Raw genomic sequence first — 26124 nt, forward strand, 5'->3', positions numbered from 1 at the left:
ATGCAACGACATTTCGACGAGGAACTTGCCGAGTTAAAGACGAAACTGGCCCGTATGGCCGGCTTGGCGGAAGATCAAATCGACAAAGCCTTGACCGCCTTGGTCAACCGAGATTCGGCTTTGGCCTGTCGTGTGATCGAGCGGGACCACAAGGTGAACGCGTTGGATGTAGAGATCGACGAAGCCTGTATCGAGTTGTTGGCGCTCCATCAGCCAGCGGCGCGTGATCTACGGTTGGTCACGACGGCCATGAAACTATCCACCGAGCTCGAACGAATCAGCGACCTGGCGGAGAGCATCTGTGAGCGGGCGATAGAGCTGAATGAAGAGCCGCAACTCAAGCCCTACATTGATATCCCACGGATGGGGAATCTGGCCCGGGTGATGGTAAAGGACAGTATCGATGCCTTCGTCAAGGAAGACGCCAAGCTGGCCAGGAAAGTGATCATGGATGATGACTTCGTCGATGATCTCATGGAACAGTTGTTTCGTGAACTGCTCTCTTTCATGATGGAGAATCCGCATACGATTTCTCGTGCCATTCGGTTGAGCTTTATCGCCAAGTCTCTCGAGCGGGTGGGGGATCATGCGACGAATATAGCTGAGCTCGTCGTGTATCTGGTGGAAGGCAAGATCATTCGGCATACATCAACACCGGCAATTTCAGAGCGCTGATGGTGTCGATGCCGTTGTAGGCGCCGGTACGGAAGTGTCTCGCCCGGCAACTCCTATGGCTTTCCACAGACGAACACAGAATAGGTCGCAAGGCACGCTGTTGGGTTGACCCTCTCTTCATTCCATTACCCGCAGGTTCGACGAATGGGTAACCTTACGCATAAGAAAATCCTGGTTGTTGAGGACGAGCCGGAGATTGGGCAGCTTGTCACACATTACTTGGAGAAAGAGGGATTTCGAACGACCACGGCAGGCACCGGGTTCGAGGCAATCAAGAAAGTCAAAGAGGACAAACCCGATCTGGTCGTCCTCGATCTCATGCTCCCTGAGCTAGATGGTCTTGAGGTATGTAAACGGCTGCGTTCTGTTCCCAATACCGCGATGCTGCCGATCATCATGCTGACGGCCAAAGCCGAAGAGTCGGACACGATCGTTGGGCTTGAGCTGGGTGCCGATGATTATGTGACGAAGCCGTTCAGCCCGAAGACCCTCGTCGCACGGATCAAATCACTCTTTCGCCGATTGGAACGGACTACCGATCAAAAGCCAACCTCCGGAACGTATGGCCCGCTCACGATTGATCTCACACGACACGAAGTGAGGGTAAACGGGACAGAAGTGCTGCTCACGGCGAAAGAGTTCGGGCTGTTGGAATATCTGTTGCGTCATCCTGGGCGCGTACTGACGCGCGAGATGCTTCTCAATGAAGTGTGGGGATACGATTACTATGGGACGACGCGAACCGTCGACGTCCATATTCGCCGATTGAAAGTGAAGGTCCCGTTGCTCAATGACGCGATCGTTTCGGTCAAGACACTTGGGTACAAACTGTTGGACCATGTTCCGCCACAGTAGATGGTTCTGTTGTTTTGGACGACAACCACGGCATGCACCGCCCTTCTTCGATGAACCTGGCTTCTATTCCTGTGTTCAGGTCACATATGGCGTAGATACTGAGCTGGGCTCCGACAATTGATCAGCCTTTTGCAACCACCCATGGATTTGCTTGCCGATCTCATCCCGTACTCGCCGGAAGACTTGCACGCGTTCAAGAACGGAACCTTGTGCATGGGCAGGATCATCAAAACTCCAATGTAGTCTGACGTCTCCTCGTGGCTCGGTTGGGCAGGATGCCTGGGCATGATCACACACCGTAATGACGTAGTGAAGTCGTCGTCTCTGAAATTCCGCGATGTGCTTCGACTGCTGGTTGGAAATATCGATTCCCACCTCCTGCATCACCTCGACGGCCAGCGGGTTCACCCCGACCGGATTGGTCCCAGCACTTAGAGCCACAAAGCGATCGCCCGCGAAGTGGCGCAGCCAGCCCTCTGCCATTTGGCTGCGACAGGAATTACCCGTGCAGAGAAAGAGCACGTTCGGTTTCATCGTGCGGCATCCGGCGGGAACCAGTCTCTTGTTCTGTTGCAAGCCGCGCACACCGACAGCATAACGGGCACTTCGACCAAGACTCCGACCACGGTGACCAGCGCGGCTCCGGATTCAGCACCAAAGAGCGCGATCGCGGTTGCAACCGCAAGTTCAAAGAAGTTGCTGGCACCAATGAGAGCGCCGGGTGCGGCCACCGCATAGGGTACCTTCAGCCATTTCATCAATCCGTAGGTCAGGGAGGCATTGAAATACACCTGTAAGAGAAGCGGGACGGCAATCAACGCCACATGCCACCCTTTGCCGCTGATATTGTCGGCCTGAAACGAAAAGATAAGCACCAGTGTCGCGAGCAGGGCGATAGTAGTGACAGGGGAAAAACGCGGAAGGAAGGTCAGTTCAAACCAATCTTTTCCGTGGTTGCGGATCAACCATTGCCGGAGCAACAGGCCGATAGTCAACGGAATCACGATGAAGGCCAGCACCGAATAGAGCAGCACTTCATAGGGCACGTGCAGCGATGATGCGCCATTCACGAGAAACGCCACCAGCGGTGCAAACAGCACCAGCATGATGAGGTCGTTGACGGACACTTGTACCAGCGTGTATGCCGGGTCGCCGTCGGTGAGGTAACTCCACACAAATACCATCGCCGTGCAGGGAGCCGCTGCGAGAATAATCGCCCCTGCAATATATTGGTCGGCATCTGCGGCCGCTATCCATGTGGAAAACACAAAGCGGAAGAATAACCACGCCAAGAAGGCCATCGAAAGCGGTTTGACTATCCAGTTGACAACCAGCGTCACTAGCAACCCGCGTGGCCGCTTGCCGACATTGCGCACGGCGGCAAAATCCACCTTCATCATCATCGGGATGATCATCAGCCAGATCAGGACGGCGATAGGGAAATTGACGTGGCTGCCCTCACCAAACTCCATGCTGCGCAGGAGCTGCACAGCAGCCGGAGCGGACTGGCCGAGGATCATTCCGGCTACCATGCACAGCCCTACCCAGACCGTCAGATAGCGTTCAAACAGGTTCAGCCGCTTCGTATTGGCTTGAGTGGGAAGAATTGTCGCAAGAGCGGTGTCCATAAGCTATATCGCTTTCATCAACCACAGCACCCGGCGGACTTTTCAGAAGGCTCGCAGCAGTTGGGTGTCCCCATCGTTTCCGGTGTACAGCAGGCACTTTCGGTCATGACCGGATTTGTTCCATAAATTTGCACATCTTCCATTGTCCGGTAGGTTTCCCATGCCAGTCCCGCTGGGTCTCGCACCCATGTTTTGTCGGACTTGGCATAACAGCAGACGGTTTCTCCTTCATCAAACGCGGGTAAGGCTGCGCTTTTTATCCGTCCGCGCACTTCATCTAGCTCGCTCGTGTCATCAACTTGAATCCCAAGATGGTCCACGCCCTTCTTGCCGGACCGGGTCGAAATCGCAAAATTGACGCGCGGGTCATCGATCAGCCACTTTGCATAGTCAGCTTTCGTCTTTACCGGAGCACTGCCAAAGAGGGCACTGTAGAAGGAGATGGCTTGCTCAATATTGTCCACACCGATATGGATATGTAGGCGTTTCATGAGGTCTTCTCCTTTCTGCTAGGTGTGCAACAGGTTGGCATTTCAATCACGGAACAGCCCCGCTTTTTATCTTCGCGGATACTGGCGAACTCCATGCGGCAACAATCCTTCACCATGTAGCGAATGAGGTCGGTGAAAAACTCAAAATTCGCCCGGTAAATAATAGAGCGTCCTTCCCGCCGTGAGAGGACCAAACCGGCGTGGCTCATCTGCGCTAGATGAAAGGACAGCGTGTTATGTGGAATGCCGAGAGTCTCACTGAGAACTCCGGCGGCTGCACCATCCCTCCCATGCTCCACGAGCAAGCGGAACACCCGTAACCTGGTTTCCTGTGACAGTGCGCCAAAAGCGACCACCGCATCATTAGTATCCATATGTCCAGACTAATAGACTAATTAAATATTGTCAAGTCCAAGGCCTATGCCTGTTCGCTCAATTATGATGAGCCGAGAACGTCGCCGGCACAAGCGGCGAAGCTGCCGCAAACACCGCTGCGGAATGTGAACACTCACATGCCATTTGCATCGGGCTGATCCAGAGGGTTCGACTCAGGATCAAACCGGTCGTTGTCACGTGAGCCTAGCGAAGACTCGGAACAATCGAGTGCCGTACAGGCGTTCCTCTTACAACTGGTGCGGACAATAATTCTTATCTGAAGCCAAACCATCTGGTCGTGCGGTTCTTCACCAATGGGGCAGGTGAGCTGCGGAGAATTCCGGTATTCCAGCATAATATAATTCGTCATGAAGCCAATCAGTTCCTCCGGATCATGTGATCGGTCGAATCGGATGGAACAACCGACATCCAGATTTGCAATCTTCCCCACATACTTGAATAGATCGTTGACCAACAACATTCGGTGAAACGCCACCGGTGGATCAGAAAGAGGTGACACTCGCGGTTGATTGCCGACTGCGTGTAGCCGATGCTGTGCGGGGCCGTCTCATATTCAGTCGACCCCGCACGAGCGGTTGAACTGGGGAAGAAGGCTCATCCCTTAACTCCCGATTGGTCCACCATCATCCTTCGTCACGACAATCAAAGCCGAGCGAGGCCGACCGCCGTCTGGACCGTCAGGCCAGGAGCTGAACTGCTTAGGATTAAGCGGGTCCCCCGGTTGATCATCGGGTCGTTCGCCCGGATGCTGAATGCCGACGAACATGGTCCGACAATCCGGCGTCATCATGACACCGGTGATTTCGCACTGATTGGGTCCCACCAGAAAACGACGAGTCTCTCTCGTTTCCGGATCAGCCGCCAGCATCTGATTATTGCCGAATCCCGCGTAGGCACCAGCATTAATCGTTGAGGTCGAGACATCGGTCTGAATCCAGATCAGACCGCTTCGATCCACGTAAATACCGTCAGGCGAACCGTATTTGTCACCGAAGACCGTTGAACCGTGCGCTGGGTTTGCTGGATCACCGCCGAGGGCAAAGATATCCCAGCCGAACGTTGGTTCCGTCCAGTCCTGGCGGTAATACCAACGGATGATGTGTCCGTAATTGTTTGCGGTGCGAGGATTCGTTGCATCCACCGGAGGTCGCGCTGAGCCGGCGCTGGTGCTCCCGTCAGGACTATTAACGGATGGTGGAGTTGTTCCGCGCCGGCTGTTGTTGGTCAAGGTGGCAATGGCGGTGAGGTCTTTAGGGAACGTATCGATCCATTCCGGCCGATCCATCATGGTCGCACCGGCCGCATCCGCCGCGCCGCGTGTATTGATGAGAATGTCATTGAGCGACCAACCTGCCAATCGGGGATTATCCGTCGTCAGGGGCAACCATTCGCCCGCGCCTTCCGCATGGAACTTCGCGACGTAAAGAGTCCCATCGTCGAGCGGATTGATCCCCTGGGCCCGAGCCTGTTTCCAAGGTAGGTTTGACACATAGCGGTAGATATATTCATTTCGTTCGTCGTCTCCCATATATACGACGATCTTACCGTTCCGTGCTTCCTGGACCCACGCTCCCTCATGCTTTAAGCGGCCGAGCGCCGTGCGTTTCACAGGAGTGGAGTGCGGGCGGAACGGGTCGATTTCCACCACCCAGCCGAATCGGTTCGGCTCATTGGGTTCCTCGTCAACACGGAACCGCTTATCGGTCGTGTGCCAGAGGTAGCCGAAGCCCGCCGCTGTAATGCCGTAGCGCTTCTCAAGATTGGTCTGGGCTCCGTTCTTCCTGAAGTATCCGTTGAAATTTTCCTCGCAGGCTAGATAGGTGCCCCAGGGCGTGAAGCCCATCGCACAGTTATTGAGCGTGCCAAGCACCCGACGTCCAGTCGGATCTTCGCTCGTGATCAACCGAACATCGCCGGCAGCCGGTCCGCCGATCTCGATCGGTGTCATGCCGGTGATGCGACGGGCAAAAGGAGAGGGGCGAACGACATCCCATTTACCGCGCCGACGTTTCCAGTCCCACGGGAACCCCGTCCGCTTCGTGACTTCAATGACGGAGACACCGTGGGCATTGAGCGACTTGTTGGTTTTCTCTTGAGTCCAGTTATTCACGCCGTCTGGGAACAGGAGACCATCATCGGTGTATTCATTGTTTTGCACGATGAGACCACGTTGAGACCCCACAATGGGAAAATACACCAACCCATCATTGTGCATGCCCCACTGCCGTGCTTGGTCGGCTGCGGTATTGCTCGCATCCTGTTTGAATGCCGGGCCGTTGGAGATCGGATCGCCCCAAGCGATCAACACTTCGGCAGTGTAGCCTTTCGGCACGACCACGTCGTCGGCTGTTGAAACCGAGACGCTGTCGAATCCCAATACAGGCCGGCGCCCGTTGCGTCCGCCCCTCTTGGTCTCTGTATCCTCAGCTTCTTCCGTCTCCTGTGCCGCCGCCGGCACTACCCGTAAGAGCGTTTCTACTCCACCAAGCGATGCAGCGGCTGCTGCCGCAAATCCACCTGTCAAAAAACTGCGGCGAGACAAACGCGCATTCACAATGTTTTGGAAGTGTTCATTGCCCGAGGTATTACTCACGTTGTCATCATCGATCATCGACATGGATCTTCCTCCTATAGCAAGTTCGGATGAGCGTCTCATTGACACACAAGGGTGTTGGTTCTGCATTCGCATGGGACTCTCGCATCGACCCGTTACAAGGCGGTCAATGGCGAGTAACGATCATGTAAAAACTCATCGTCGGGCTGAAGGGAATGCCGTAATCGTGAGTGGGGCTGCCAGACTGGCAGGTAGGCGGTCGGGGATTCTGTTAGGCCACGAGAAAGAAATTCTTTAGTTGGGATAGCTCACCCGTACACAGGATTTTGTACAACTACTCATCCTGAAACGGAATCAGCGCACTTCTAAGATTGATCCTTGTTTGGATCGTTCCACGATCTTGTGTGAGTCCCAGCAGGAAAATGACCCGGGAAGGGGGAGCGCCGGTCAAGAGCCGGGACATTGCTTGAAAAATGAGCAGGGATTTATCTCTGCAGGCAGCGTACTTCCTCTTGGCCTTCCGCATTCCGAAACTCATGGGTTATGTAGCCTACGTCTGCATGGATGGCCAATTAGCATGGCGCTGGTTCACTGAGAGGGACATGACGTGGTTAGTTATTCGCACCGGTCTTACTGGTTGCTGAAAACCAGGGAATTCGACTGGTATCAGGAAGTTGCTTGATAGTCTTTGCCGCAACCCGCCTGAAGTCCCCTACTCTCGTGAGGCTCCTCCAGAATTGGCCGATGGATAGCCGATGCTTTGAGCGTTTTCTTGAAGGCATGAGCAACAGGCTATCATCGGTTCATTCCGGGGACGTTGCACCTGTGTTAATTGTGGATTAACTCACAAGAGGTGTCCCCGTCTAGGCGAGAAGCATGATATTTACCGGCGAGGACGAGCCTGGACGTTTTCCGGTGGGATAAACACGGCCAGCGCGATGACCGTGGTCCACTTGCCCTTTTTCCCGACGGCCGACTGGGTCATATTCAATGTCTGGACGATCTTCCCACCCATCTTGAACACCTGTTCCCGCTCTTTCCAGGCGACATTGGGATCGAACTCGACACCTAATGTCGTGGCCAGCATCTGCGCAGCGAGGTCTTCCGTGTATTCCCCTGTCTCCTCATCCGTCTCACCGTGGGCATGATGTTCAGAAAGATACCCGTAAGTGCCGTGATCGGTGGGCTTGGCCACTCCGACTGAAGCTGAAACCAACTGGTTCCGTTCATTGGTTTCAGATCGAGCCATCACACAAAACGTAATTTCTCCGGGCTTCAGCAGTTTCTCTCCTTGCTTCCGAGGGATGATCTTACAGTGCGGTGGAAGGATCGACGACACACTGACCAGGTTGCAGTATTCTACCCCGGCGCTGCGTAGGGCTTCCTCGAAAGAGGTCAGCTTTTCCTTGTGAACGCCGACTCCTCGTGTGAGAAACATGTGCGTAGGTACCATCATTTTCCTTTCGTCCGGCAATTGTCCGTTCTTGTTGGTTGGTCGGTTGTTTGAGTGCCGTAAGTTCCGAGGTGGCCGGTCAGGACACAGGCCCGACCAGATTCACGACAGTATCGGGCACTTCTTGTAGCAAGATGGAAGTATGCTTCGCAAGATCTTCCGGGTAATTTTTCTGTACGCTGTACGGACGCTCTGATGCGTCAGTCTGCAATATCCCACGCCACCCTACGGTATATGACCGGCTCAGAACGTCTGAATTCCATTGGCTAATATGGACTCGGCCTACACATCCCGAGCGTCAAGAAGAGTAGGCGATCCCCTTGCCAACTCCTAAAGTTTTACTGTGCGTTCACACGCCCGTAACAGATCTGTAAAGTGCCCTGTTTTAAAATTAGACTTTATGATTCTCCGGACTGGGCTTCGTTTCAACACACATTCAAAACCGAGCCGGCTGTCAGTACATACAGGTGTGATTGCATGTGTGCGAGATGTGTTCTGCGGAAGCGTAGCGGCAGAATCTTGAAAACAGGAGTTGACCATGAAACCGACTTCCATTTCGCAATTCATAGACCATCACTATCGGCATTTCAATGCGGCGGCGATGAAAGATGCGGCCCATGCCTACAGAGCTCACTTGGATCGAGGTGGCACAATGCTGGTGACATTGGCGGGTGCAATGAGTACAGCGGGGTTGGGCGTATCACTGGCTGAGATGATCCGACGTGACAAGGTTCATGCAATCTGCTGTACCGGAGCCAATCTGGAAGAAGACTTGTTCAACCTGGTGGCCCAGAAACATTATGAGCGAATTCCACATTATCGGGAATTGAGCGTCCAGGACGAACAAAACCTCCTGCATAGACATCTGAATCGTGTGACTGATACCTGCATTCCAGAAGCGGAGGCGATGCGACGCATTGAAGCGGCGGTTGCGAGCGAATGGGCAGCCGCGGATCACGCGAGTGCCAAAGCCTTCCCCCATGAGTTCCTCTATAAGCTCTTGGTCAACGGCGCGCTGAAGGAGCACTATCAGATAGATCCAGCCGACAGTTGGATGTGTGCAGCGGCAGAACAGAATCTCCCGCTGTTTGTTCCAGGGTGGGAAGATTCGACCTTGGGCAATATGTATGCGGCACATTGCATCACGGGAACCATTGAAAACGTGCACACGGTACGATCGGGGGTCGAATACATGATGCATTTGGCCGAGTGGTATCTGAAAACAGTACAGGCCAATTCGATCGGATTTTTTCAAATCGGTGGCGGGATTGCCGGTGATTTTCCCATCTGTGTGGTGCCGATGCTGAGCCAGGATCTCCGCAGAGAACAGGTGCCGCTCTGGGGGTATTTTTGTCAAATCGGCGATTCAACCACGAGCTATGGGTCGTATTCCGGAGCGGTCCCGAATGAAAAGATTACCTGGGGAAAGCTGGGTGTAGAGACCCCAAAATTCATTGTTGAGTCCGACGCCACCATCGTTGCTCCATTGATTTTCGCATATGTTCTCGGTTGGTAAACTGCCGCGTTTAAGGAATGTGTGCGTTCCCGTCGCGGGTGGTGGGGAATGTATGGAATGCTGCCATGAGCTGCCTCCTATTTGTCATGCAATATCTGCATGATCATTGTTGCTCTTAGCGTTCGACTTCTGCTCTGATGGGGTAGTGCCGCGTTGCGACGAGTCTCTCGATGTTCACAAGTAAAGCGTGAATAGTTCAGTGGGCAGATAGACAATGACGACTTCGTCGCGCCGAAATTGAGAGGCGATTTGAAGCTAGCACGGTAAATCGAGCCGCGATAGTCTCCTTGGTGGTCATGTTCATGGATGATAAGGCGAGAGAAGGTTCAATAAGCCGTTTCAGATAATCCTGTCGCAAAGGATCGTCAAAGGGTATGTCAGCGTCTAGTCAAGCATGGTTGCCGGAACACAAGCCGTCAAATTGTTACAATGGTAGTGTGCAAGGAATGACCATGCTGGAACATGTCACCATTACCAAGGGAACGTGCTTTGCCCTGTTCGCTTATGACATCGGACTCTCCATCAACTTGACGGAAGCGGAGCGGCGCACCCTCGCAGGCACCGAACGCAGTCACCTGCGGCATAAGACCAGGGCCCCGCAGTACTTTGAATATCGGCCGGCTCCGCTCCGGCTCATTCAGGAAGGGAACGTCTTTGATGTCGGTCAGTATCAGGTCAGCCCCACGATCGAAGTCATGGTGTATGATTTCGGATCCGTCACCATCACGTATCGTATTCCCATCAATGGACCGTTCACGCAGCTGTTGGAACTCAGTGAGTCTCTGTACGAGAATGAACGGTTGCTGACCGAGTCGCACATCCGCGTAGAGCAGTTGGTCCAGGCGTTAGGCTCAGCCATCGAGCGACCGGCCATTGCCGCGGACGTAGAGGACTACATTATTTTCTCGATTGAGTCTTCCGTACCGGAGACACCACCGGTATGGAACAGCAATGAGACGGACTTGGCCCAGGTTCTGCGGGCTGAGCGGACACCGTTCTCCGATCAGGAAGTGGTGGACGCAGTGTCGTGCCGGATCTCGTTCGGACAAGAAGACGCGGCCGTCATTGATTGGCATTCGGCGGTTCTGTTTGGAAAGGAGATGGACGACGTCCGTGCCGTCCTGGAATTCGCCAACGTCGAACTGTTGGAGATGCGCATCCTGGATGAACAACTCGATCGAGCCCTCGACGAAGGATATGAAGCGTTGTCTCGAAGGCCGCGCCTCCTGTCCTTGCCCGGCTCATATGAAAAAGATCTGACGCACATCGCAGAGTTGCAGGTCGACAGTGCGCTGATCTTCGAGCGCGTCACCAACACCTTGAAGCTGCTGGGGGACCAGTATCTTGCTCGGGTATATCGCCTCGTCTCACAGCGCTTTCACTTAGAGGAATGGGACGCCAGCATCCTTCGTAAGCTGGAAACGCTGGAAAGCATCTACGGCAAGATGTCTGACCGCGCCGCTACTAGACGTATGGAGGTGATGGAATGGATTATCATCATTTTGATCGCGCTTTCCATCGCCGTATCATTATTCTAGACGGGATCAATCATGAAGAAATCCAAGGGAGCGCCGCGTTAGTCTGAGAGTAGATGCACGCAAAAAGAGCCACTCAGTCCGTTCTCGGGGTCCATCTCTTCCTGTCCTTCATCGATCCAATCCACCGATCATGCTTGGTCCTCCATACATCAAGAAATGCTAAGAACTTGCTTTTCACCAAGGCGTGCTCATCCGACATCTTCTCTAGGAATTCGGAAAGACGTCTGGATTTGAGGATCGTATACAGAGTGACGGCCGTTGTTGGGATCAGAACCGACAAAAAAATGAAAAGTTTTCTCACCAGTGGCGCATCGGCTTCAGCGATGAGATTCATGCCAAGAAAGCCTGTCGTCGCCATGCCGATCAAGCCAACCGTCGTCACGACGGTCAGGCGCACCATCGTCTCGCCTTGCCGTCGTAGCACATCACTATCTAAATACTGACTCATATCTTCGATGGCTTCTCGAACCTCCGTGTATAACCGGGCAGTTCCAAGATGCTTATTCGTCATGCGAAACAATTCCCTCACCTGAGTGTGCTCCGAGACATCCTGAAACCAGTATCGATGGGTGAAACGAAGGAATACGCCGAGTATCTGTCGTGTCATCTCCCGGAAGTGCCTGATCGATTCCAAGTTGTCGGGCTGTAATCGGTTGAGTGCATCGACCAGACGATCAGACAGCATGAGCATGGCGGCTTTATGAAAATGGGAGATCAAAAAGAGCACAAAATACTCGTGCCGAAACTGTTCAAGTCCCGTTTTTCGGCTGGCTGACAAGGAGTCACTGCAACCGGTCACTTCCGTAAAGACTCGTCCGCTACAGATGAAGCGGGTTCCTGGGGGTACACGGTCTCTTTTCCAGTAGCGATCATAGAAGCAGCGTTTTTCATGGTCATGGCGGTCGTGTTCAGAGTATGGAAAAGAATCTGATGAATCGGGCGGGGCAGCCAACCCCAGCCGAATAAAGTCCTCTCGGGTGAGCAGCGCCGGATTGTCGATTGCCAAATAGGCCATCAACGGCAGTAGATGAGATTCGATCTGTCGATAGCGAATGAGGCCGACTTTACCCGAATGATGGAGCACCAGCGGAGTCAGGAGAAATTCCCAGTGCGAGGCGATACACGGCGCCCGGTACCGACAGGCAAAGGAGAGATATTTCATCTTATCTTCGTAGTCTGAGGATGCCAACACCGTCCCATCTTTGGCCAGCCAGTCGACCTTCTTGAGGCAATGACCACCGTGACCTTCATCTTCCCAGTACGTGGGATATCCTCTGGCAAAACGAAGCAGGGTGTCCTCTACACATGTCAGCGGAAGGTGGTCTGCAAAGATCTCCATGGCCAGGATGACGATATCGATATCGTAGAAAAAATATAAATCGATATGTGCCACATCGAAGATGATTGTCTGGGTACCAGCATCGGGGTAGGTCATTCGGACCTTTGCCACATCGCTGCGACGGAATACACGAATGGGTGACTCCTGATTGATGTCTGGCCCGCGACCGGTGCCCTCGCCATAGAGAAAACGTTGGACAGAGGGCAGAAAAGTAATGAATTCACTATAGTGCCGTTCCTGGAACTGCGAGGGGTCTCCGGTAAATTCGTCCTCGACTTCACGCCAAAGCGCATTGAATTCATTCGACTGAAGGAAATCACAATGTTTCTGAATGGGAAGATCCTCATGTATCGGCATCAATTGGAGCGGCCATAGGACGACCTGTCGGAAATGTTTGACTATGCGGTCATGGCCGTGAGAGGCAAGATCGCCCAACGCACTCTCCTCGGATTGCGGCGACTGTTCGACGAATGGCCTTGGCAGCGGAGGCTTCGCTGCGAGATCAATGGTCATGGATATCTCGAACTATATGCGGCTCGTCATGGTCGGGGCTTCCAATGATCTAAAAGCCACTGCTGAGAATTCAGGGAGACTTCCCCCGTGGCAGGCTGTACATGTTCGTAGGTCCCGTCCACGAGTAACCGTCTGGCCTGCATAGTGTCCCGTAGTCCAATACCGAGAATCTCATTGATAACGACCTCACGCCACTGAGGATCCTCAATAGGGAAGATGACTTCCACTCGGTGATCCAGGTTGCGAGGCATCAGATCCGCACTCCCCATCAATACTTCCTTGTGACCACCGTTGTGGAAATAATAGATCCGCGCGTGCTCCAGGAATCGTCCAACGACCGATGTCACGGTAATGGTCTCACTGATCCCTGGAAGACCTGGTCGGAGACAACAAATACCTCGCACGTGAAGATCAATCCTGACGCCGGCTTGGGATGCGTCGTAGAGCGCCTGGATACACTGCGTATCCACCAATGCATTCATCTTGAACACGATATATCCGTCGCCGTATTGACGGTGGCGGTTGGTCTCACGCGCGATTCGAGCAAGGATTTCTTGCCTCAGCATTGTCGGCGCCACGAGCAGCTTGGAATAGGAGTTCTTACGAGAGTAGCCGGTCAAGGAGTTGAAGAGATCGGATACGTCACTGCAGATCGCTTCATCGCACGTGAAGTAGCTCGCATCAGTATAGATGCGACTGGTGATCACGTTATAGTTTCCTGTGCCGAGATGAACGTAGCGTCGAATGCCTTCCGGTTCGCGACGGACAATGAGACAGACCTTCGCATGGGTTTTGAGCCCTCGTACGCCATACACGACGTGCACCCCTTCATCTTCAAGCTTCCGGGCCCATTCGATATTATTTTCCTCGTCGAAGCGAGCCTTGAGCTCAACCAGCACTGCAACTTGCTTGCCGTTGACACGAGCTTCCAGGAGCGCATCAATAATGGGAGATTTCGGATTGACGCGATAGAGGGTCTGCTTTATGGCAACCACATCTGGGTCGTTTGCCGCTTCTCGGAGAAACTCGACGACCGGCATAAAGCTGTCGTAAGGATGGTACAGGAGCACATCTCGTTGGCGGATTGCGGCCAAGAGGCTGCTGGATTTGCTGAAAGAGGAGGGTACGGATGGCAAAAACGGAGGATCCTTGAGGTCTGGACGTTCAAGTGCATACAGTTCGCGAAGCCCCGCCATACCGATCGGACTATTATTGGTGTAGACCAGGTACGGTGGGAGTTGAAGATTTCTGGTCAAGACCTCGCGGATAGGGTCTGGTGTCGTTGCATCCAATTCCAATCGTACGGCTGATGTGAAATCCCGTTGATCGAGCTGTTCTTCCATGGCTTCGATGAGGTCCGATGCCTCATCTTCCTCAATGGCGACGTCCGCATCTCGCGTCACACGGAACGGGTAGGATGCAATCACTTCCAGACCGGGAAACAGATCGCCCAAGTTATTTGCGATGACCTCATCCAGCCAAACAAATCGTTGCATCTTCCCCGGTTTACCCAACCCCAATTGCTGTAGGGCAACATCTTCATCAGTGGGAATAGGAACGAGTCGGGGAAAGGCGTCCGGAACTTTGACACGGGCAAAGCAATCACCACGTTCCGGGTGCTGGACCAACACCGCAAGATTGAAACTCAGATTTGAGATATGCGGGAACGGATGGGTTGGATCAAAGGCCAGAGGCGTGAGTACGGGAGAGATCTCACGCTGAAAGTATTGTCGTATCGCCCCTTTCTCCTCCGGGCTTAACTCCGTGTAATGAAGGACACGAATGCCTGTGTCTCGCAAGGCCGGCAGAATATCGTCCTTCCAGCATTTGTTATACCGATCATAGTGTAGATCCAGCTCTCGGTTGATCATTAAGATCTGCTCGGACGGTGTCATGCCGTCGGGTGTGGCACCACCTGTTGCGGCCACTACTTGGCGACGCAGACCGGATACGCGAATCATAAAGAACTCGTCCAGATTCGTGGCGAAAATGGTCAGAAACTTGACACGCTCCAGAAGGGGATGCTGCTTGTTTTCTGCCTCCTCCAAGACTCGCAGATTGAACTGCAGCCAGCTGATCTCGCGGTTGAAAAACAGACTTGTTTTGGCAACCCCTTCTGATCGTTCGGGGGCTGGCCCTCCCGGCTTGGCAGACTGATTGATCATGCAACTCCTTCACAAATACGGACTGCGGTATGCTCTCTTCATCTTCTCGGCCCATAGTCTCGATCGGTCGAGGACCTTGTCCGTCAAATAAAGCTGATAACTGTATCCTACCTTCGATCACAGCTCCGTTGCGAGCAGGTTACAAAACTGTAACATTATGATTCTGTTCTTCACCAATGTATGCCGTGCCTCTATTTTATCTATCTTGGTATCAGCGATGCCGCCAAGGCTGTATGCCCCTAGTCAGCTGCCTCTCAGTGAATCTTCCTGCGACAGGCCGGATCTGGATTGTAAGAAGCAAGGTTACTCCTGGTCAGCGATCTGGGCACTAGAGTAACTAACAGACTCGATTAACGAAAATTTACCGCTCTGAAACCTCACTGTAATCAAGCAGGCGTATAAGAGGATCGCAAGCGGTACAGTCGCTCTTAGTGAGAACCGCATTCATCTCTTATTAAACGAGCATATTGCACTGTAACCATAGCGTGGAGGTGATGATGGCATCGATAGGTCCGGCAGCTATCGCCATGAGCCTAAGCCTTCTCTGTACGATCTCAGCTTCGGACGTCTTCGCCTTGCCGGAGTTTGTGAATGGGCTAGCACTTGACGGTGCGATGCTGGACCTCAGCGGTGGGAGTACGCCGAATACAGGTCGCGTCGGATATTTCTCGGATATCTACTATGATTCGCAGCGCAATCACTGGTGGGGACTCTCAGACCGAGGTCCGGGTGGAGGATTCCTTGACTACGAGACCCGCGTACAGCAGTTTCGTCTGAAAGTCGACAAGAACACTGGCGCCATTAGTGGGTTTAAGATTCTCAAGACGATCATCTTCAAAGATGAGGCCGGCGGCCCTATGAACGGGTTAGCACCGAGCCCGACGAACGCCCTCGGCCATGCCTTCGATCCGGAGGGATTCGTCATCGGACCCCACAACCATAATTTCTATGTGTCGGACGAGTATGGGCCGAGCGTCTACCAATTCAACGACAAAGGGATTCGTATAAGAGCATTTGCCATGCCGACCAATTTAATCCCTCGCAACGATGCCGGCATGCCCAACTTTGCCGGCGATACGGGGAATACGAAAGGCAAGCGCACGAACCGCGGTTTCGAAGGGCTCGCGATTAGTCCGGACGGAAACTATCTTTATGCCATGCTGCAAAGCGCCATGCTCGACGAGGGTGGCGGCAATGGTGTGTGCAATCGAATCATCAAGTTCAGTACCGAGACCGGTACGGCGGTCGCTCAGTATGCCTACCAGATGGAAGGAGCCAGCCAGGGTCGAGGCATTTCGGCTCTTGTCGCAATGAATGATCATGAGTTTCTTGTATTGGAACGCAATAACAGGGGAATAGGAGTCGGCGCGGAGCTTTCACCTCCCAACAAGAAGCTCTACCGCATCGACATCACGGGAGCTGTTGATTTTAGTCCTCCTTCGCCGCCATTTCCCTCTGTCAGTTGTCCCGCAGGAAAGGTCATCAAGAACCCTATCCCATTCCTGGACCTCGCAGCCGACACTCTTCTTGAACTTGGAAACAAGGTGCCGGAAAAATGGGAAGGGTTGGCCATTGGTCCGCGCTTGAAAGACGGCAATTATGTGATGGTGAGCGGCACCGACAACGACTACAGCGTGACTCAGAACGGCAGCGATCAGCAGTTCGATGTATACTTTCGCTTCACTGATGCTGATCCATTTGCGGGATCGATTCAGTGTCCGCTCGGTTTGCTCACAGGATGCTTTTCAACAGCGGATCTCATCGCCGATGGTCACATCGATGTGATGTTCGACCTGCCTAACGATGGTAGCTACAAACTCCTCCCCGCTGTTCTTCATGCCTACAGGGTATCAGCGGACGATTTAGGCAACTTCATCCGCTCCGCACATCCGAACAAAGACAGGGAGGACGAGAAGAATGACGATGACGAGCGACGGGAAGAGTAACAGCAGGTGGTGTCGTATTCTCCATTACTCAAGAGGGTGCTCTAATGGCAGCCTCCACGATCATTTCCAGAAACGAGACTGCAGACATTACTCCCTTTCCACAGGAGGTCGATGATGAAAGCCCAACCTTCAAAACGTCGAACAAAGAACACACCCGTCATTTCCAAGGGGAGTCAAGTCGAGGAGTACTCATCGCCCGAAACTGTGGCGACACGGAAGCACCAGGTGTTTAACGATTTGCACGCGCACATTACCGTACGGGCCTATTATCTGTACATGGAGCGAGGTCGCCGTGAGGGCTGTGCGGAGCAAGATTGGCTGGATGCGGAACGTGAGATTCTGAACCGCACCTTTGCGGTGTAACCCTGACACACATGGCAACCAACTGCTCAGCTCGGATCTTTACCGCGTTGTGTAAGGACAACTGTTCATGAGCAGCACGATATGACACGAGTTTGATTCATGAGCCCGTATACATCCATTCCCTTTGTTCCTTATGTACGTAGGCGCTCCGTGCCTACTCGGACAAAGCGAATGAGCCATTGTATGGTATCGGCCTTGAATAGGGAGGTTGTGAGTGCTATCCAGTCCAAGCTTTTTGACCAGGATTCATGTGATTCCGTTCAATCGTATTGTTCTCGATCAATACAGCCAGATTAAGTGCCCAACCACGTGGTTGTTCGGTCGTTGAATTCGTTGGGCTGATATTTCACCAGCAATACGGCATATCAACACTGATTGTACCCAAATGATCCACGTGAGGAGTCGGCGAAGAGTTGACCGACGCGTAATCTCTGCATCACCTCCACATGTCACAGTCCATCTGTCTACACCTTCACATAGGAGGCAGAAACCATGGTCCCCAAAAATTTCAGCACTCCTCTGTATCGCACATCAGCCTTCTCAAGCGGGCAGGTGCTGGATGAGCTAAGTCGATCACTCATTTGGAGACCGTTTCAAGGTTGGCGAAGGTCGAGAAAGATTCGGCGGGCCGCACGAATCGGTGAAGGAAGACGAAAGGCACAGGCCTTGTTGAAGCGACTGGATGCGGAACAAGGCAAATAGTGATTGCATCGACGACCTAGCTCTCTTCCTTGTTGGCTTCCCTCGCCCGAGCTATGTTCTGCAATAATCGAGGTTCATCCTGAGGGAAACTCGATCTTCTCTTTCCAGATTTCCCCTAAATTTCACATAGAATTGCCACGTTTGTAACGAAAAGGAAACAAGTCCTAAGTAGACTCACCCTATGTATGGTGGAACGCGACGGCCAGAGCACTCTGCGGAGCTATCGCACACAACCCGAAAGGAGGTGAAGCGCAATGACCGGATGGATCATCGAAGCGTTTCTGTTGAGCGCCATCTTGGGGATCACGTATACCGTGTTATCCGTGGGTCGAGAGTAGGTGTAGTGCATGAATAAAAAGAGGAGAATCGGCAGTGAATAGAAACGGTCGGACGAGAGTCGGAATGGGGAATGCGTGCCCCACCGGCTCTCGGCAGAGGAAGAATTTCCATCCAGTAATCGACTGTGAATTGGCGTCATCGTTACAGCCCAGCCGGTGACTATAGGATGTGCTCTGGAAGAGTCTCATCACGGTTGTTCCCTTCGCTTTCTACGCCTCATTGTGTGTGATGCCGAATGCCAGGTCACCATTCTATCGATGTCTCATAGCGACTCCCTGGGAAGGGAACATTGGTAGGATGGCAATCGAAGCCCGTCTGCTCCAGCATCGTCGTCGGAGGAAGATACGAGGACGCGGCGGGATGACAATCAGCTTAAGGAACCCACGCTGATTCCAAGTCGGGATGCAGGTCTGAGCGAGTTTTCACGTCACTCAATATTTTCTCTAACAGTCGCGCTGTCCCGATCAGCAGCCATGCTCTGTGAATTACCTCACCCAGCTGGCCTGAGTCGAACAAATATCCCACAGAGGCGTAACACGATAATGGCCAAACAGGTCATGAGGGACTTCACGAGCGAGAGCCCTATTCGCAGCCGAGTAAACATAAGCCTTCCCTCCCTCTGTATTCTTGAGAGACGCCGTTACTCTTCCTATTCACCACGCCAGATAAGAGGCTATCGCTTGCGTGTCACAACTTGATTGCTGAATGGTTAATATCGTGTGACATTCCACCTTCTCCTGTGAATAGTTTACCGAGCTGTAATGTCTAGCTAATGCTTGCGCAACGGATCGTCGGTAGATTGGAGTCAATACAATAATAAAAATGGAGGGTCAGATGGTAACAGTAGGTAACGTCATGCAGTCAGATTCCGTGACAGTGGAGACCGGTACGTCGGTTGTCGAGGCAGCGAAGTTGATGAAGTCCTGCAAGATTGAAAGTGTGCTGGTCACTCGTAAAGCCAAGATCATCGGTATTGTGACGGAATCGGATGTCGTCAAGAAGTTCCTTGGGGGAGAGAACACGTCGTACTACATGCCGGTGGAGGAGATCATGAGCAGCCCGTTGCCCGGTATCGAAGAAGGGCGGCCTTTGATGGAAGCGGCCGACCTCATGGAAAAACATCGCACGCTCTATCTCGGTGTCACCAGAGCAGGTTCATTTATCGGTTTGATCTCGGTCCGTGACTTTCTTCGACCGGTCCCTATCGACGAGTTTTAATGGCGTTAACTTGTTCTGCCTCCTGTTTTCGACGGAAGGCGATACCTCTCCTCACATGCCCTGCATGCATGGGTGACCTCATCCGGATAATCTTTAATGCCCTCCCTGTCTCCGTACACGTCCACACTTACACGCGCTCTTTGCCTAGGCGGGTGTTCGAATGGCTCGATCTCACACGCCTCAGCGGTTGCTTGGCGGTCCTTCTCGAATTTCCTCACATGCTGAACATGAACTCAAACTGGCGATTGACGATGACTTCCGTCTGCTTCGGCTACCAGGCATGCCGCTTCCTCGACGCCTGCTGCTCTCGACCTATTACGACACAGAGTTTTACGATTTATCCAATGCACGGATCACCCTTCGTCATCGAATCGAACGGGGGAAGCAGTCCTGGCAGCTCAAGCTTCCGCCGGGTGATGATCGGCAAGAAGTGGGGATGGCTGATACGCAGACTGATCTGCGGTCCGCACTCCGCGAGTTGCTGATTCTTCACCTTGGTCAGCGGAAGCTGGGGCCGGTCGTGGCACTGCCTGTCTGGCGAAGCGGCATCCTGGTGTGTCATGGCCTGGTGTCCGTCGCTCAGTTCCTCAAGTACTCGACCAGTGTGCGCGCCGGATTTCTTGCCGGACGCATGGTCGAACGACAGCGCCATCGTCGAAATCTGCTACGGCAGGATATGAAACCGCGCTTCAAAATGTTGCTCAAACGAGGGAAGAAGGTATGGGGGTGAACGGTATCACACCGCAGCCACACGTATCGGTAAGCGGTCCGGCACAGGCCTGTTATCAAGATCCAGCAGACCTCGTCTCAGGAATCCTCACGTCCCTTGACTCGCGCTCGCTTCCCGAAGGCCCGTAGTTGCATGGGCTGCAGCCACCAACGCAATCGCCCCTGGCCAAGGGCCATGAGCTTCTCTGACTCAATACAGGCAGCCCCGGCTTTCTTGAGTGGAAAGTTGGGAAGGGCTTTCCCACAGAGCAACAGACTCACCACCTCGCCAAGCTGAGGTTCATGTCCCACGCAGATCACCACCGCGTCAGGTGGGAGCGTGCGGAAAAACGCCACAAGTCGCTCTGGCTTCGTCCCAGCGGCCAATTCGTCTCTCGTCTCGATTTTGAGCGTCGGACAGCTGACCGTCTGCAGCAGTCTCGCCGTATCATAGGCCCGTACGAATGGACTCGTGAAGAGCCGGGTCGGCGTACAGTCTAGGGTGGCCAATCCTTCAGCCGCCTGTCGGACACGTCGCTTCCCTTTCTCCGTGAGCGGGCGATTCTCCTCCGTTCCTTCCCATTCATGAGGCTCCACAGCGATTCCATGACGAACAAAAATACAGTTCATAATTCCCGCTCCAATGACTGGGACACAACCCTACCACGAAGAGACCATCCAGTTAACAGAAGTTTTACCTGTTCGTGACCTCCCTGGAATGAGTATTCGATAGCTTCATTATAAATAAGAAGAAAGCAGAAGAAAGGAAGGACGCTATGTCAGCACTCGAAGCACTTCGTCAGTTTGATGGTGAGCTTCTGTGGCGCCGGCTCTCTCATCTTGATCTCTTGGAGATGTGGGGCACGGGCATGAAAGGAGTACTCAGTTTAGTGATGCTGACACTTCTGACCGCCCTGACTGGCGGCGCGTTGAAGACCTTGTGGGAGGTTCGGCTCCTCATAGATCACTCCGCCGAAGTTGTTTTGCGCCAAGTCATCGTCAATACGCTCATGTTATTGGCTCTTGTCGAGGTCTTCAAGACCACCGTCACTTACTTCCGGGAGGGGCGCGTCAAGGTGACCTTCATCGTGGATACGATCCTTGTCGTCATGCTGACCGAATTAATCTCCCAATGGTTCAAAGGCGGGGATTGGTACCCTCTGACGGTGCTCTTGGGAATTCTGGTGATCCTTAGCGTTGTTCGCGTCATGGCTGTGCGATGGAGTCCCACCATAGGAACACGGTCGCACGATACGGGGCCTGTTGATCTCTGATGCAGGAGGAGCTGCTCAATGACTCAATCACCGACCACAAAGCTACTAGCCATCGTTCACGAGCGGCAACGTATTCGGCTCGAAGAGCTTCTGACCTACTGCCTGAACTCACCTGGAATCAGGTTTTCTCGCTTGTGGATGACCTCAGTCGTCACGCGTTAATCGGCTTGCATCGGCTTGGTGCCGACTACGAATTACGAGCGCTTTCATAATTCAATAGGCGGCGGGCTCGCTCATTGAGAGCGTCTCAGAATGGTGGGTTCTGGACGAGTATGGTGAGATGCTTATGTCGAAGGCCAGGGCTTGGCCGAGGCTTTCGTAAAGAGCCTGCTTCAAATGGTGACCCAGATACATGTTCGTTTGAAATGACCTCCCCCCTATGCTAGCATTCATTTCTTATGGGTGCGACCACTTCGGGTAAGCGGGGTGAAGCCCGCCGGGCCCCTTCTTCCTCTTCTCATATTCAGCGGGAAGTCTTCGGCGTGATCCTCATCGCGTTGAGCTTGCTCATGCTTCTGAGCCTCTTGTCTTTTGTCCCGGGAGAGGCGACGGTGGTGGCCAGTGGAGATCCTGTAGCACACCCGCCACGAAACCTCATTGGTTCGTTTGGGGCGTTGTTGGCCGGCGGTTTCTTTTATGGGATCGGTGGCGCCGCGTATCTCTGCCCACTGCTGCTGGGGCGATGGGGTCTTCGCTGTTTCTCTCAGGTACCGATGAGCCTTGAGCTGCGGACTGCCGCAAGTTCGTTGGCCTCCGTCGTGTTTTTTAGCGCATTTTTGCACCTTGAAGCCAATGGCATTCCAACGATGACCAGTGGAATCATCGCCCAGGGGAGCGCCGGTGGTATCGTTGGCGAGACGATTGCCGAAGGGCTCCGGACTGTGTTCGCAGGGACCGGCGCTCACATTGTGATCATCGCAGGATTCTTGGTGTCGCTCCTCTTGTCGGCGCCGCTCTCGCTAGGAGAGGCGGTGCGGCGCATTCCACAATCCTGGGCCACAGTCCGCGAAGGGGCGGCCTCCCTGATGCCTGAACGCTCAATGGAAGTTGAAAAGGTGGTCAGCAATCGACGGGTACGAAGCAAGTCTGCAAGGTCGGCCACTATCAACGATGAAGACGAATCAGTTGCGGGAAGAGATCAGGAGCCGGAGGTGATCTCCGCGCTACCCGCTCCGATCATTCAGCCCTTTCGTGTTGCGAGTTCATCCAGAGACGTAGAGGCTACCGACTCGGAGGTGATGGTTCCGACAAGAGAGTCCGAAAACTACCGCCTTCCGGATCCGGAGATGTTAAGTGATTCCTCGGGACCACTGGATCGAATGTCGGATGAGGAGTTGAAGGCACAATCCGAGGTCTTGTCTCGTGCGCTCAGAAGCTTCGGAGTGGACGGCACTGTGACGGAGGTAAGGCCGGGCCCGGTTGTGACGATGTATGAGTTTGAGCCGGCGCCCGGAACGAAAGTGGCCCGCATCGTGAATTTGGCGGATGATCTCGCATTGGCGCTGAAAGCGATCAGCCTACGAATTGTTGCGCCGTTGCCCGGCAAGTCGGTGGTGGGGATCGAGGTGCCGAATCGCTCGCGAGAATCTGTCTCGCTGAGAGAAGTCATCATGAGCGACGCATTTCGTCGTGCCCGATCAAGATTGACGATGGCCTTGGGAAAAGACATCTTCGGTGCGCCTGTTACGGCGGATCTCAAGACGATGCCACATCTCTTAGTGGCCGGCGCGACGGGGGCCGGGAAGAGTGTCAGCCTGAATACAATGTTGCTCAGTATCCTCTTTTCTGCCAAGCCCAGCGAAGTCAAACTCTTGCTGATCGACCCAAAGATGCTGGAGTTTCAGTCCTACGATGGCATCCCCCATCTCCTGAGACCGGTGATTACGGACCCCAAGTCCGCCGCGAGGGGATTGGGGTGGGTGGTGGCTGAGATGGAACGGCGGTATAAGCTCTTGGCGGAAGCCGGAGTACGAAATATTGATGCCTATAATCGGAAGGTCGCCGATCTGCATGAGACGTTCGCGGAACAGGATTCGTCCCTTGGGGGACAGACGGAACGTTCGATGACGTTTCTCTCCGAAGAAGCGCGTCTTTCAGCCGGGGAGACGTCGATTGCCGAAGGAGAGCAGGGGTGCATGCAGCCGAAACCGACACCACCGGAACCTCTCCCTTTTATTGTGGTCATGATCGACGAGTTGGCGGATCTGATGATGGTGGCTCCCAAAGACGTGGAGGATAAGATCGCCCGTCTGGCACAGATGGCGCGTGCCTCAGGGATTCATCTTGTTCTCGCGACACAGCGTCCGTCGGTGGATGTCCTGACGGGCTTGATCAAGGCGAACTTCCCGGCCCGGATCGCCTTTCAAGTATCGTCAAAGACCGATTCTCGCACCATTTTGGATGCGAATGGAGCCGAGGCGCTTCTCGGACGAGGTGACATGCTCTATCTGGCCTCTGGAACCGGCCGGCTTGCCCGCCTGCATGGCTCCTTTGTTTCGGATGACGATGTACGTTCGGTCGTTGAGTTCGTGAAAAAGCAGGCCCTCCCGGTCTATAATCCAGAGCTACAGTCGCTGAAATTAGATGACGCAGCAGAAGAGGAATCCAAAGACGAAGTGTATGAGCAAGCGAAAGAGTTGGTCCTCTCGAGTGGTCAGGCGTCGGCATCATTGATCCAACGGCGACTACGTGTCGGCTATCCTCGGGCAGCACGCATGATTGAACAAATGGAAGCAGAGGGGATCGTAGGGGCGGCAGGGCGTGATGGGCGACGGGAAGTGCTTGGGCGACGCGGCCCCGTCGGTGCGGCGGAAGCATGATACGTTGGTGGGCGGCAGCAGCAATCTCTGCGCTCTTCGTCTTGCCGGTCTTTGCGGCTGATGGAGCAAAAGATGAGAAAGCAACGCAGGAGGTTCGTGACGTCGTCAAACAATTGCAGATGCGATACGAGAAGACAACGGATCTCCAAGCCGACTTTTCACAAAAAACGAAGATCGAAGGGTTTGAACGCCCGGTGACATCATCCGGAAAGGTGTACATCAAAAAGCCCGGTCGACTGAGATGGGATTATCTTGATCCTGCAACCGAGCAGATCTATGTGAATCAGGATGATGTGAAGGTGTATGTGCCTGAACACAAGCAGGTGCTGGTTGGAAAACTCACTCACATGGCTGCCTCCAAAGCACCGCTGGAACTGTTGCAAGGCGCCGCTAAATTGGATGAGTCGTTTGAGATTGAGCCGACGAAGGGGAGGGAGCGAGGGGCTACCGGTTTGCCGCTGTTGACCCTGATCCCCAAGGGCAAGGAGCATGAATCGACGCAGAATCTGCAAAAGATCGTTGTCGAGGTGTTCCCCAAGACGTACTATATTCGAACCGTGTCTCTCTATGAAATCAGCGGAAATGTCGCCATCTTTGAGTTCTCGAACTTGAAGCCTAATCTTGGGCTAGGAAATGAGGTGTTTGATTTCAAAACACCTCCGGATGCCGAAGTGATGAAGGCTCCGGTATTGAATAGTCCGTAGCCGGCCACCGGCACGTGCGATGGGGGCATTCTTTTGAGGGACCAGGGGAATAGTTCAGTTTCTCAATGACGAACGTGGTGTCATGGATCAGGGCTCATCATCTGGAGCAGAGATCGAGGTGAAACATGACGGTAGAAACAGGCAGCCTGGTTGAAGCGATTGATCATGCGGTGGCGCGGTTGGATTTCGACCGTCTCCACCAGGAATATTGGGAGCAAAATGAGTTTTTGGTTATCAAGCAGTTCCTGCCGCGTACCTTCGTCGAAGAGGTTTTCGTCCCCCAAGCTCAGGCCGTCAAATCCGAGCTGAATCGTAATTACATTCCCGGCCATAAGAAAGGCGGGAGTGTCAGCTACTATACGGTGCAGGAAAAGGCTCCGCGCTTTCTAGAATTGTATCGTGCTGACTCGTTCAGAGGATTCTTAGATCGCCTTGTGCAGGCGAAGCTGATGTTCTGTCCGGAGAACGATCCTCACTCCTGTGCCCTCTACTACTATACTGAGCCAGGTGACCACATCGGCTTTCATTACGATACGTCCTATTACAATGGTGCGCGCTACACCATTCTCATGGGGCTTGTGGATCGATCGACCCAATGCAAGCTCGTCTGTGAGCTCTTCAAAGATCATCCGACCAAACAGCCCCGTCATCTTGAGCTGATCACCGAACCTGGGGATATGGTGATTTTCAACGGGGATAAGCTCTGGCACGCAGTGACGCCCCTAGGAGAAGGCGAAGAGCGGATCGCGCTGACGATGGAGTATGTCACCAACCCTGAGATGGGAGCTGTCAAGCGGCTCTATTCGAACCTCAAAGACTCTTTCGGGTATTTCGGTTTTGCGACAGTCTTCAAGCGGGCGCTGGGTCTCGATCGAACGAAGTAACGACACAGTATCTGTGTCGTGGGCGTGCTCCCCCCCCACCTCAG

The 26124-nt window shown here is 53.6% G+C and carries 22 protein-coding genes; 12 read left to right on the top strand and 10 right to left on the bottom strand.

Annotated features, from left to right (window positions below):
- Both phoU and COMA1_RS07100 read left to right on the top strand, forming a co-directional pair.
- Positions 1 to 675, top strand: coding sequence for a phosphate signaling complex protein PhoU (gene phoU / locus COMA1_RS07095; protein WP_090745787.1), 675 nt, complete (start codon positions 1 to 3; stop codon positions 673 to 675).
- A gap of 144 nt (positions 676 to 819) precedes the next feature.
- The gene (locus COMA1_RS07100) at positions 820 to 1530 is read left to right on the top strand and encodes a response regulator transcription factor (RefSeq protein WP_090745790.1); all 711 of its coding nucleotides are present in this window, start codon (positions 820 to 822) and stop codon (positions 1528 to 1530) included.
- Positions 1531 to 1605: 75 nt separating this feature from the next.
- On the opposite strand, the gene COMA1_RS07105 is transcribed toward COMA1_RS07100, so the two are convergent.
- The 7 genes from COMA1_RS07105 to COMA1_RS07140 form a co-directional block, all read right to left on the bottom strand.
- Complete coding sequence (locus COMA1_RS07105) at positions 1606 to 2064, bottom strand: arsenate reductase ArsC (RefSeq protein ID WP_090745793.1); 459 nt, start codon at positions 2062 to 2064, stop codon at positions 1606 to 1608.
- A complete protein-coding gene (arsB, locus tag COMA1_RS07110) occupies positions 2061 to 3158 on the bottom strand; it encodes an ACR3 family arsenite efflux transporter (RefSeq protein ID WP_090745796.1) in 1098 nt (365 codons plus the stop codon). The genes COMA1_RS07105 and arsB overlap by 4 nt, the downstream gene beginning before the upstream one ends.
- Positions 3159 to 3175: 17 nt before the next feature.
- Positions 3176 to 3649 (bottom strand): ArsI/CadI family heavy metal resistance metalloenzyme, encoded by a 474-nt coding sequence (locus tag COMA1_RS07115; RefSeq protein ID WP_090745799.1) that lies wholly within the window; start codon positions 3647 to 3649, stop codon positions 3176 to 3178.
- On the bottom strand, positions 3646 to 4023 hold the full coding sequence (locus COMA1_RS07120; RefSeq protein ID WP_090745803.1) for an ArsR/SmtB family transcription factor: 378 nt from the start codon (positions 4021 to 4023) through the stop codon (positions 3646 to 3648). The genes COMA1_RS07115 and COMA1_RS07120 overlap by 4 nt, the downstream gene beginning before the upstream one ends.
- Before the next feature lie 134 nt (positions 4024 to 4157).
- Complete coding sequence (locus COMA1_RS07125) at positions 4158 to 4544, bottom strand: DEAD/DEAH box helicase family protein (protein ID WP_141654246.1); 387 nt, start codon at positions 4542 to 4544, stop codon at positions 4158 to 4160.
- A gap of 102 nt (positions 4545 to 4646) precedes the next feature.
- Complete coding sequence (locus COMA1_RS07130) at positions 4647 to 6662, bottom strand: PhoX family protein (RefSeq protein WP_090745810.1); 2016 nt, start codon at positions 6660 to 6662, stop codon at positions 4647 to 4649.
- Between the two features lie 820 nt (positions 6663 to 7482).
- Entirely contained in the window at positions 7483 to 8055 is a 573-nt protein-coding gene (locus tag COMA1_RS07140) for a pyruvoyl-dependent arginine decarboxylase (protein WP_176697907.1), read from the bottom strand.
- Between the two features lie 535 nt (positions 8056 to 8590).
- On the opposite strand from COMA1_RS07140, the gene COMA1_RS07145 reads away from it, so the two are divergent.
- On the top strand, positions 8591 to 9568 hold the full coding sequence (locus COMA1_RS07145; RefSeq protein WP_090745818.1) for a deoxyhypusine synthase family protein: 978 nt from the start codon (positions 8591 to 8593) through the stop codon (positions 9566 to 9568).
- Between the two features lie 452 nt (positions 9569 to 10020).
- Positions 10021 to 11106 (top strand): hypothetical protein, encoded by a 1086-nt coding sequence (locus tag COMA1_RS07150; RefSeq protein ID WP_090745821.1) that lies wholly within the window; start codon positions 10021 to 10023, stop codon positions 11104 to 11106.
- Between the two features lie 73 nt (positions 11107 to 11179).
- Here the strand turns inward: COMA1_RS07150 and COMA1_RS07155 are convergent, their stop codons facing one another.
- The gene (locus tag COMA1_RS07155) at positions 11180 to 12958 is read right to left on the bottom strand and encodes a magnesium transporter CorA family protein (RefSeq protein WP_176697908.1); all 1779 of its coding nucleotides are present in this window, start codon (positions 12956 to 12958) and stop codon (positions 11180 to 11182) included.
- Positions 12959 to 12984: 26 nt separating this feature from the next.
- Positions 12985 to 15123 (bottom strand): polyphosphate kinase 1, encoded by a 2139-nt coding sequence (gene ppk1, locus COMA1_RS07160; RefSeq protein ID WP_090745823.1) that lies wholly within the window; start codon positions 15121 to 15123, stop codon positions 12985 to 12987.
- Between the two features lie 494 nt (positions 15124 to 15617).
- Between ppk1 and COMA1_RS07165 the strand changes: the two genes are divergently transcribed.
- The 4 genes from COMA1_RS07165 to COMA1_RS07185 all read left to right on the top strand — a co-directional run bounded on the left by COMA1_RS07165 (position 15618) and on the right by COMA1_RS07185 (position 20421).
- The gene (locus COMA1_RS07165) at positions 15618 to 17069 is read left to right on the top strand and encodes an esterase-like activity of phytase family protein (protein ID WP_218055319.1); all 1452 of its coding nucleotides are present in this window, start codon (positions 15618 to 15620) and stop codon (positions 17067 to 17069) included.
- Positions 17070 to 17180: 111 nt separating this feature from the next.
- The gene (locus COMA1_RS07170) at positions 17181 to 17432 is read left to right on the top strand and encodes a DUF2934 domain-containing protein (RefSeq protein ID WP_090745826.1); all 252 of its coding nucleotides are present in this window, start codon (positions 17181 to 17183) and stop codon (positions 17430 to 17432) included.
- Between the two features lie 1875 nt (positions 17433 to 19307).
- Positions 19308 to 19691, top strand: a complete 384-nt coding sequence (locus COMA1_RS07180; RefSeq protein ID WP_176697909.1) for a CBS domain-containing protein — start codon at positions 19308 to 19310, stop codon at positions 19689 to 19691.
- A gap of 160 nt (positions 19692 to 19851) precedes the next feature.
- On the top strand, positions 19852 to 20421 hold the full coding sequence (locus tag COMA1_RS07185; RefSeq protein WP_090745833.1) for a CYTH domain-containing protein: 570 nt from the start codon (positions 19852 to 19854) through the stop codon (positions 20419 to 20421).
- Between the two features lie 77 nt (positions 20422 to 20498).
- Here COMA1_RS07185 and COMA1_RS07190 read toward each other — a convergent pair whose 3' ends face one another.
- Positions 20499 to 21029, bottom strand: a complete 531-nt coding sequence (locus COMA1_RS07190) for a SixA phosphatase family protein (RefSeq protein ID WP_090745836.1) — start codon at positions 21027 to 21029, stop codon at positions 20499 to 20501.
- 146 nt (positions 21030 to 21175) lie between these two features.
- Between COMA1_RS07190 and COMA1_RS07195 the strand changes: the two genes are divergently transcribed.
- The 4 genes from COMA1_RS07195 to COMA1_RS07215 all read left to right on the top strand — a co-directional run bounded on the left by COMA1_RS07195 (position 21176) and on the right by COMA1_RS07215 (position 26080).
- Positions 21176 to 21673, top strand: coding sequence for a phosphate-starvation-inducible PsiE family protein (locus tag COMA1_RS07195; protein WP_090745838.1), 498 nt, complete (start codon positions 21176 to 21178; stop codon positions 21671 to 21673).
- Positions 21674 to 22071: 398 nt separating this feature from the next.
- The gene (locus COMA1_RS07205; RefSeq protein ID WP_090745844.1) at positions 22072 to 24492 is read left to right on the top strand and encodes an FtsK/SpoIIIE family DNA translocase; all 2421 of its coding nucleotides are present in this window, start codon (positions 22072 to 22074) and stop codon (positions 24490 to 24492) included.
- A complete protein-coding gene (locus COMA1_RS07210; RefSeq protein ID WP_090745847.1) occupies positions 24489 to 25196 on the top strand; it encodes a LolA family protein in 708 nt (235 codons plus the stop codon). The genes COMA1_RS07205 and COMA1_RS07210 overlap by 4 nt, the downstream gene beginning before the upstream one ends.
- Positions 25197 to 25321: 125 nt before the next feature.
- Positions 25322 to 26080, top strand: a complete 759-nt coding sequence (locus COMA1_RS07215) for a phytanoyl-CoA dioxygenase family protein (RefSeq protein WP_090745850.1) — start codon at positions 25322 to 25324, stop codon at positions 26078 to 26080.
- Positions 26081 to 26124 lie beyond the last annotated feature (44 nt).

The sequence above is a fragment of the Candidatus Nitrospira nitrosa genome (genome assembly GCF_001458735.1).
GTDB classification, from domain to species: Bacteria; Nitrospirota; Nitrospiria; order Nitrospirales; family Nitrospiraceae; genus Nitrospira_D; species Nitrospira_D nitrosa.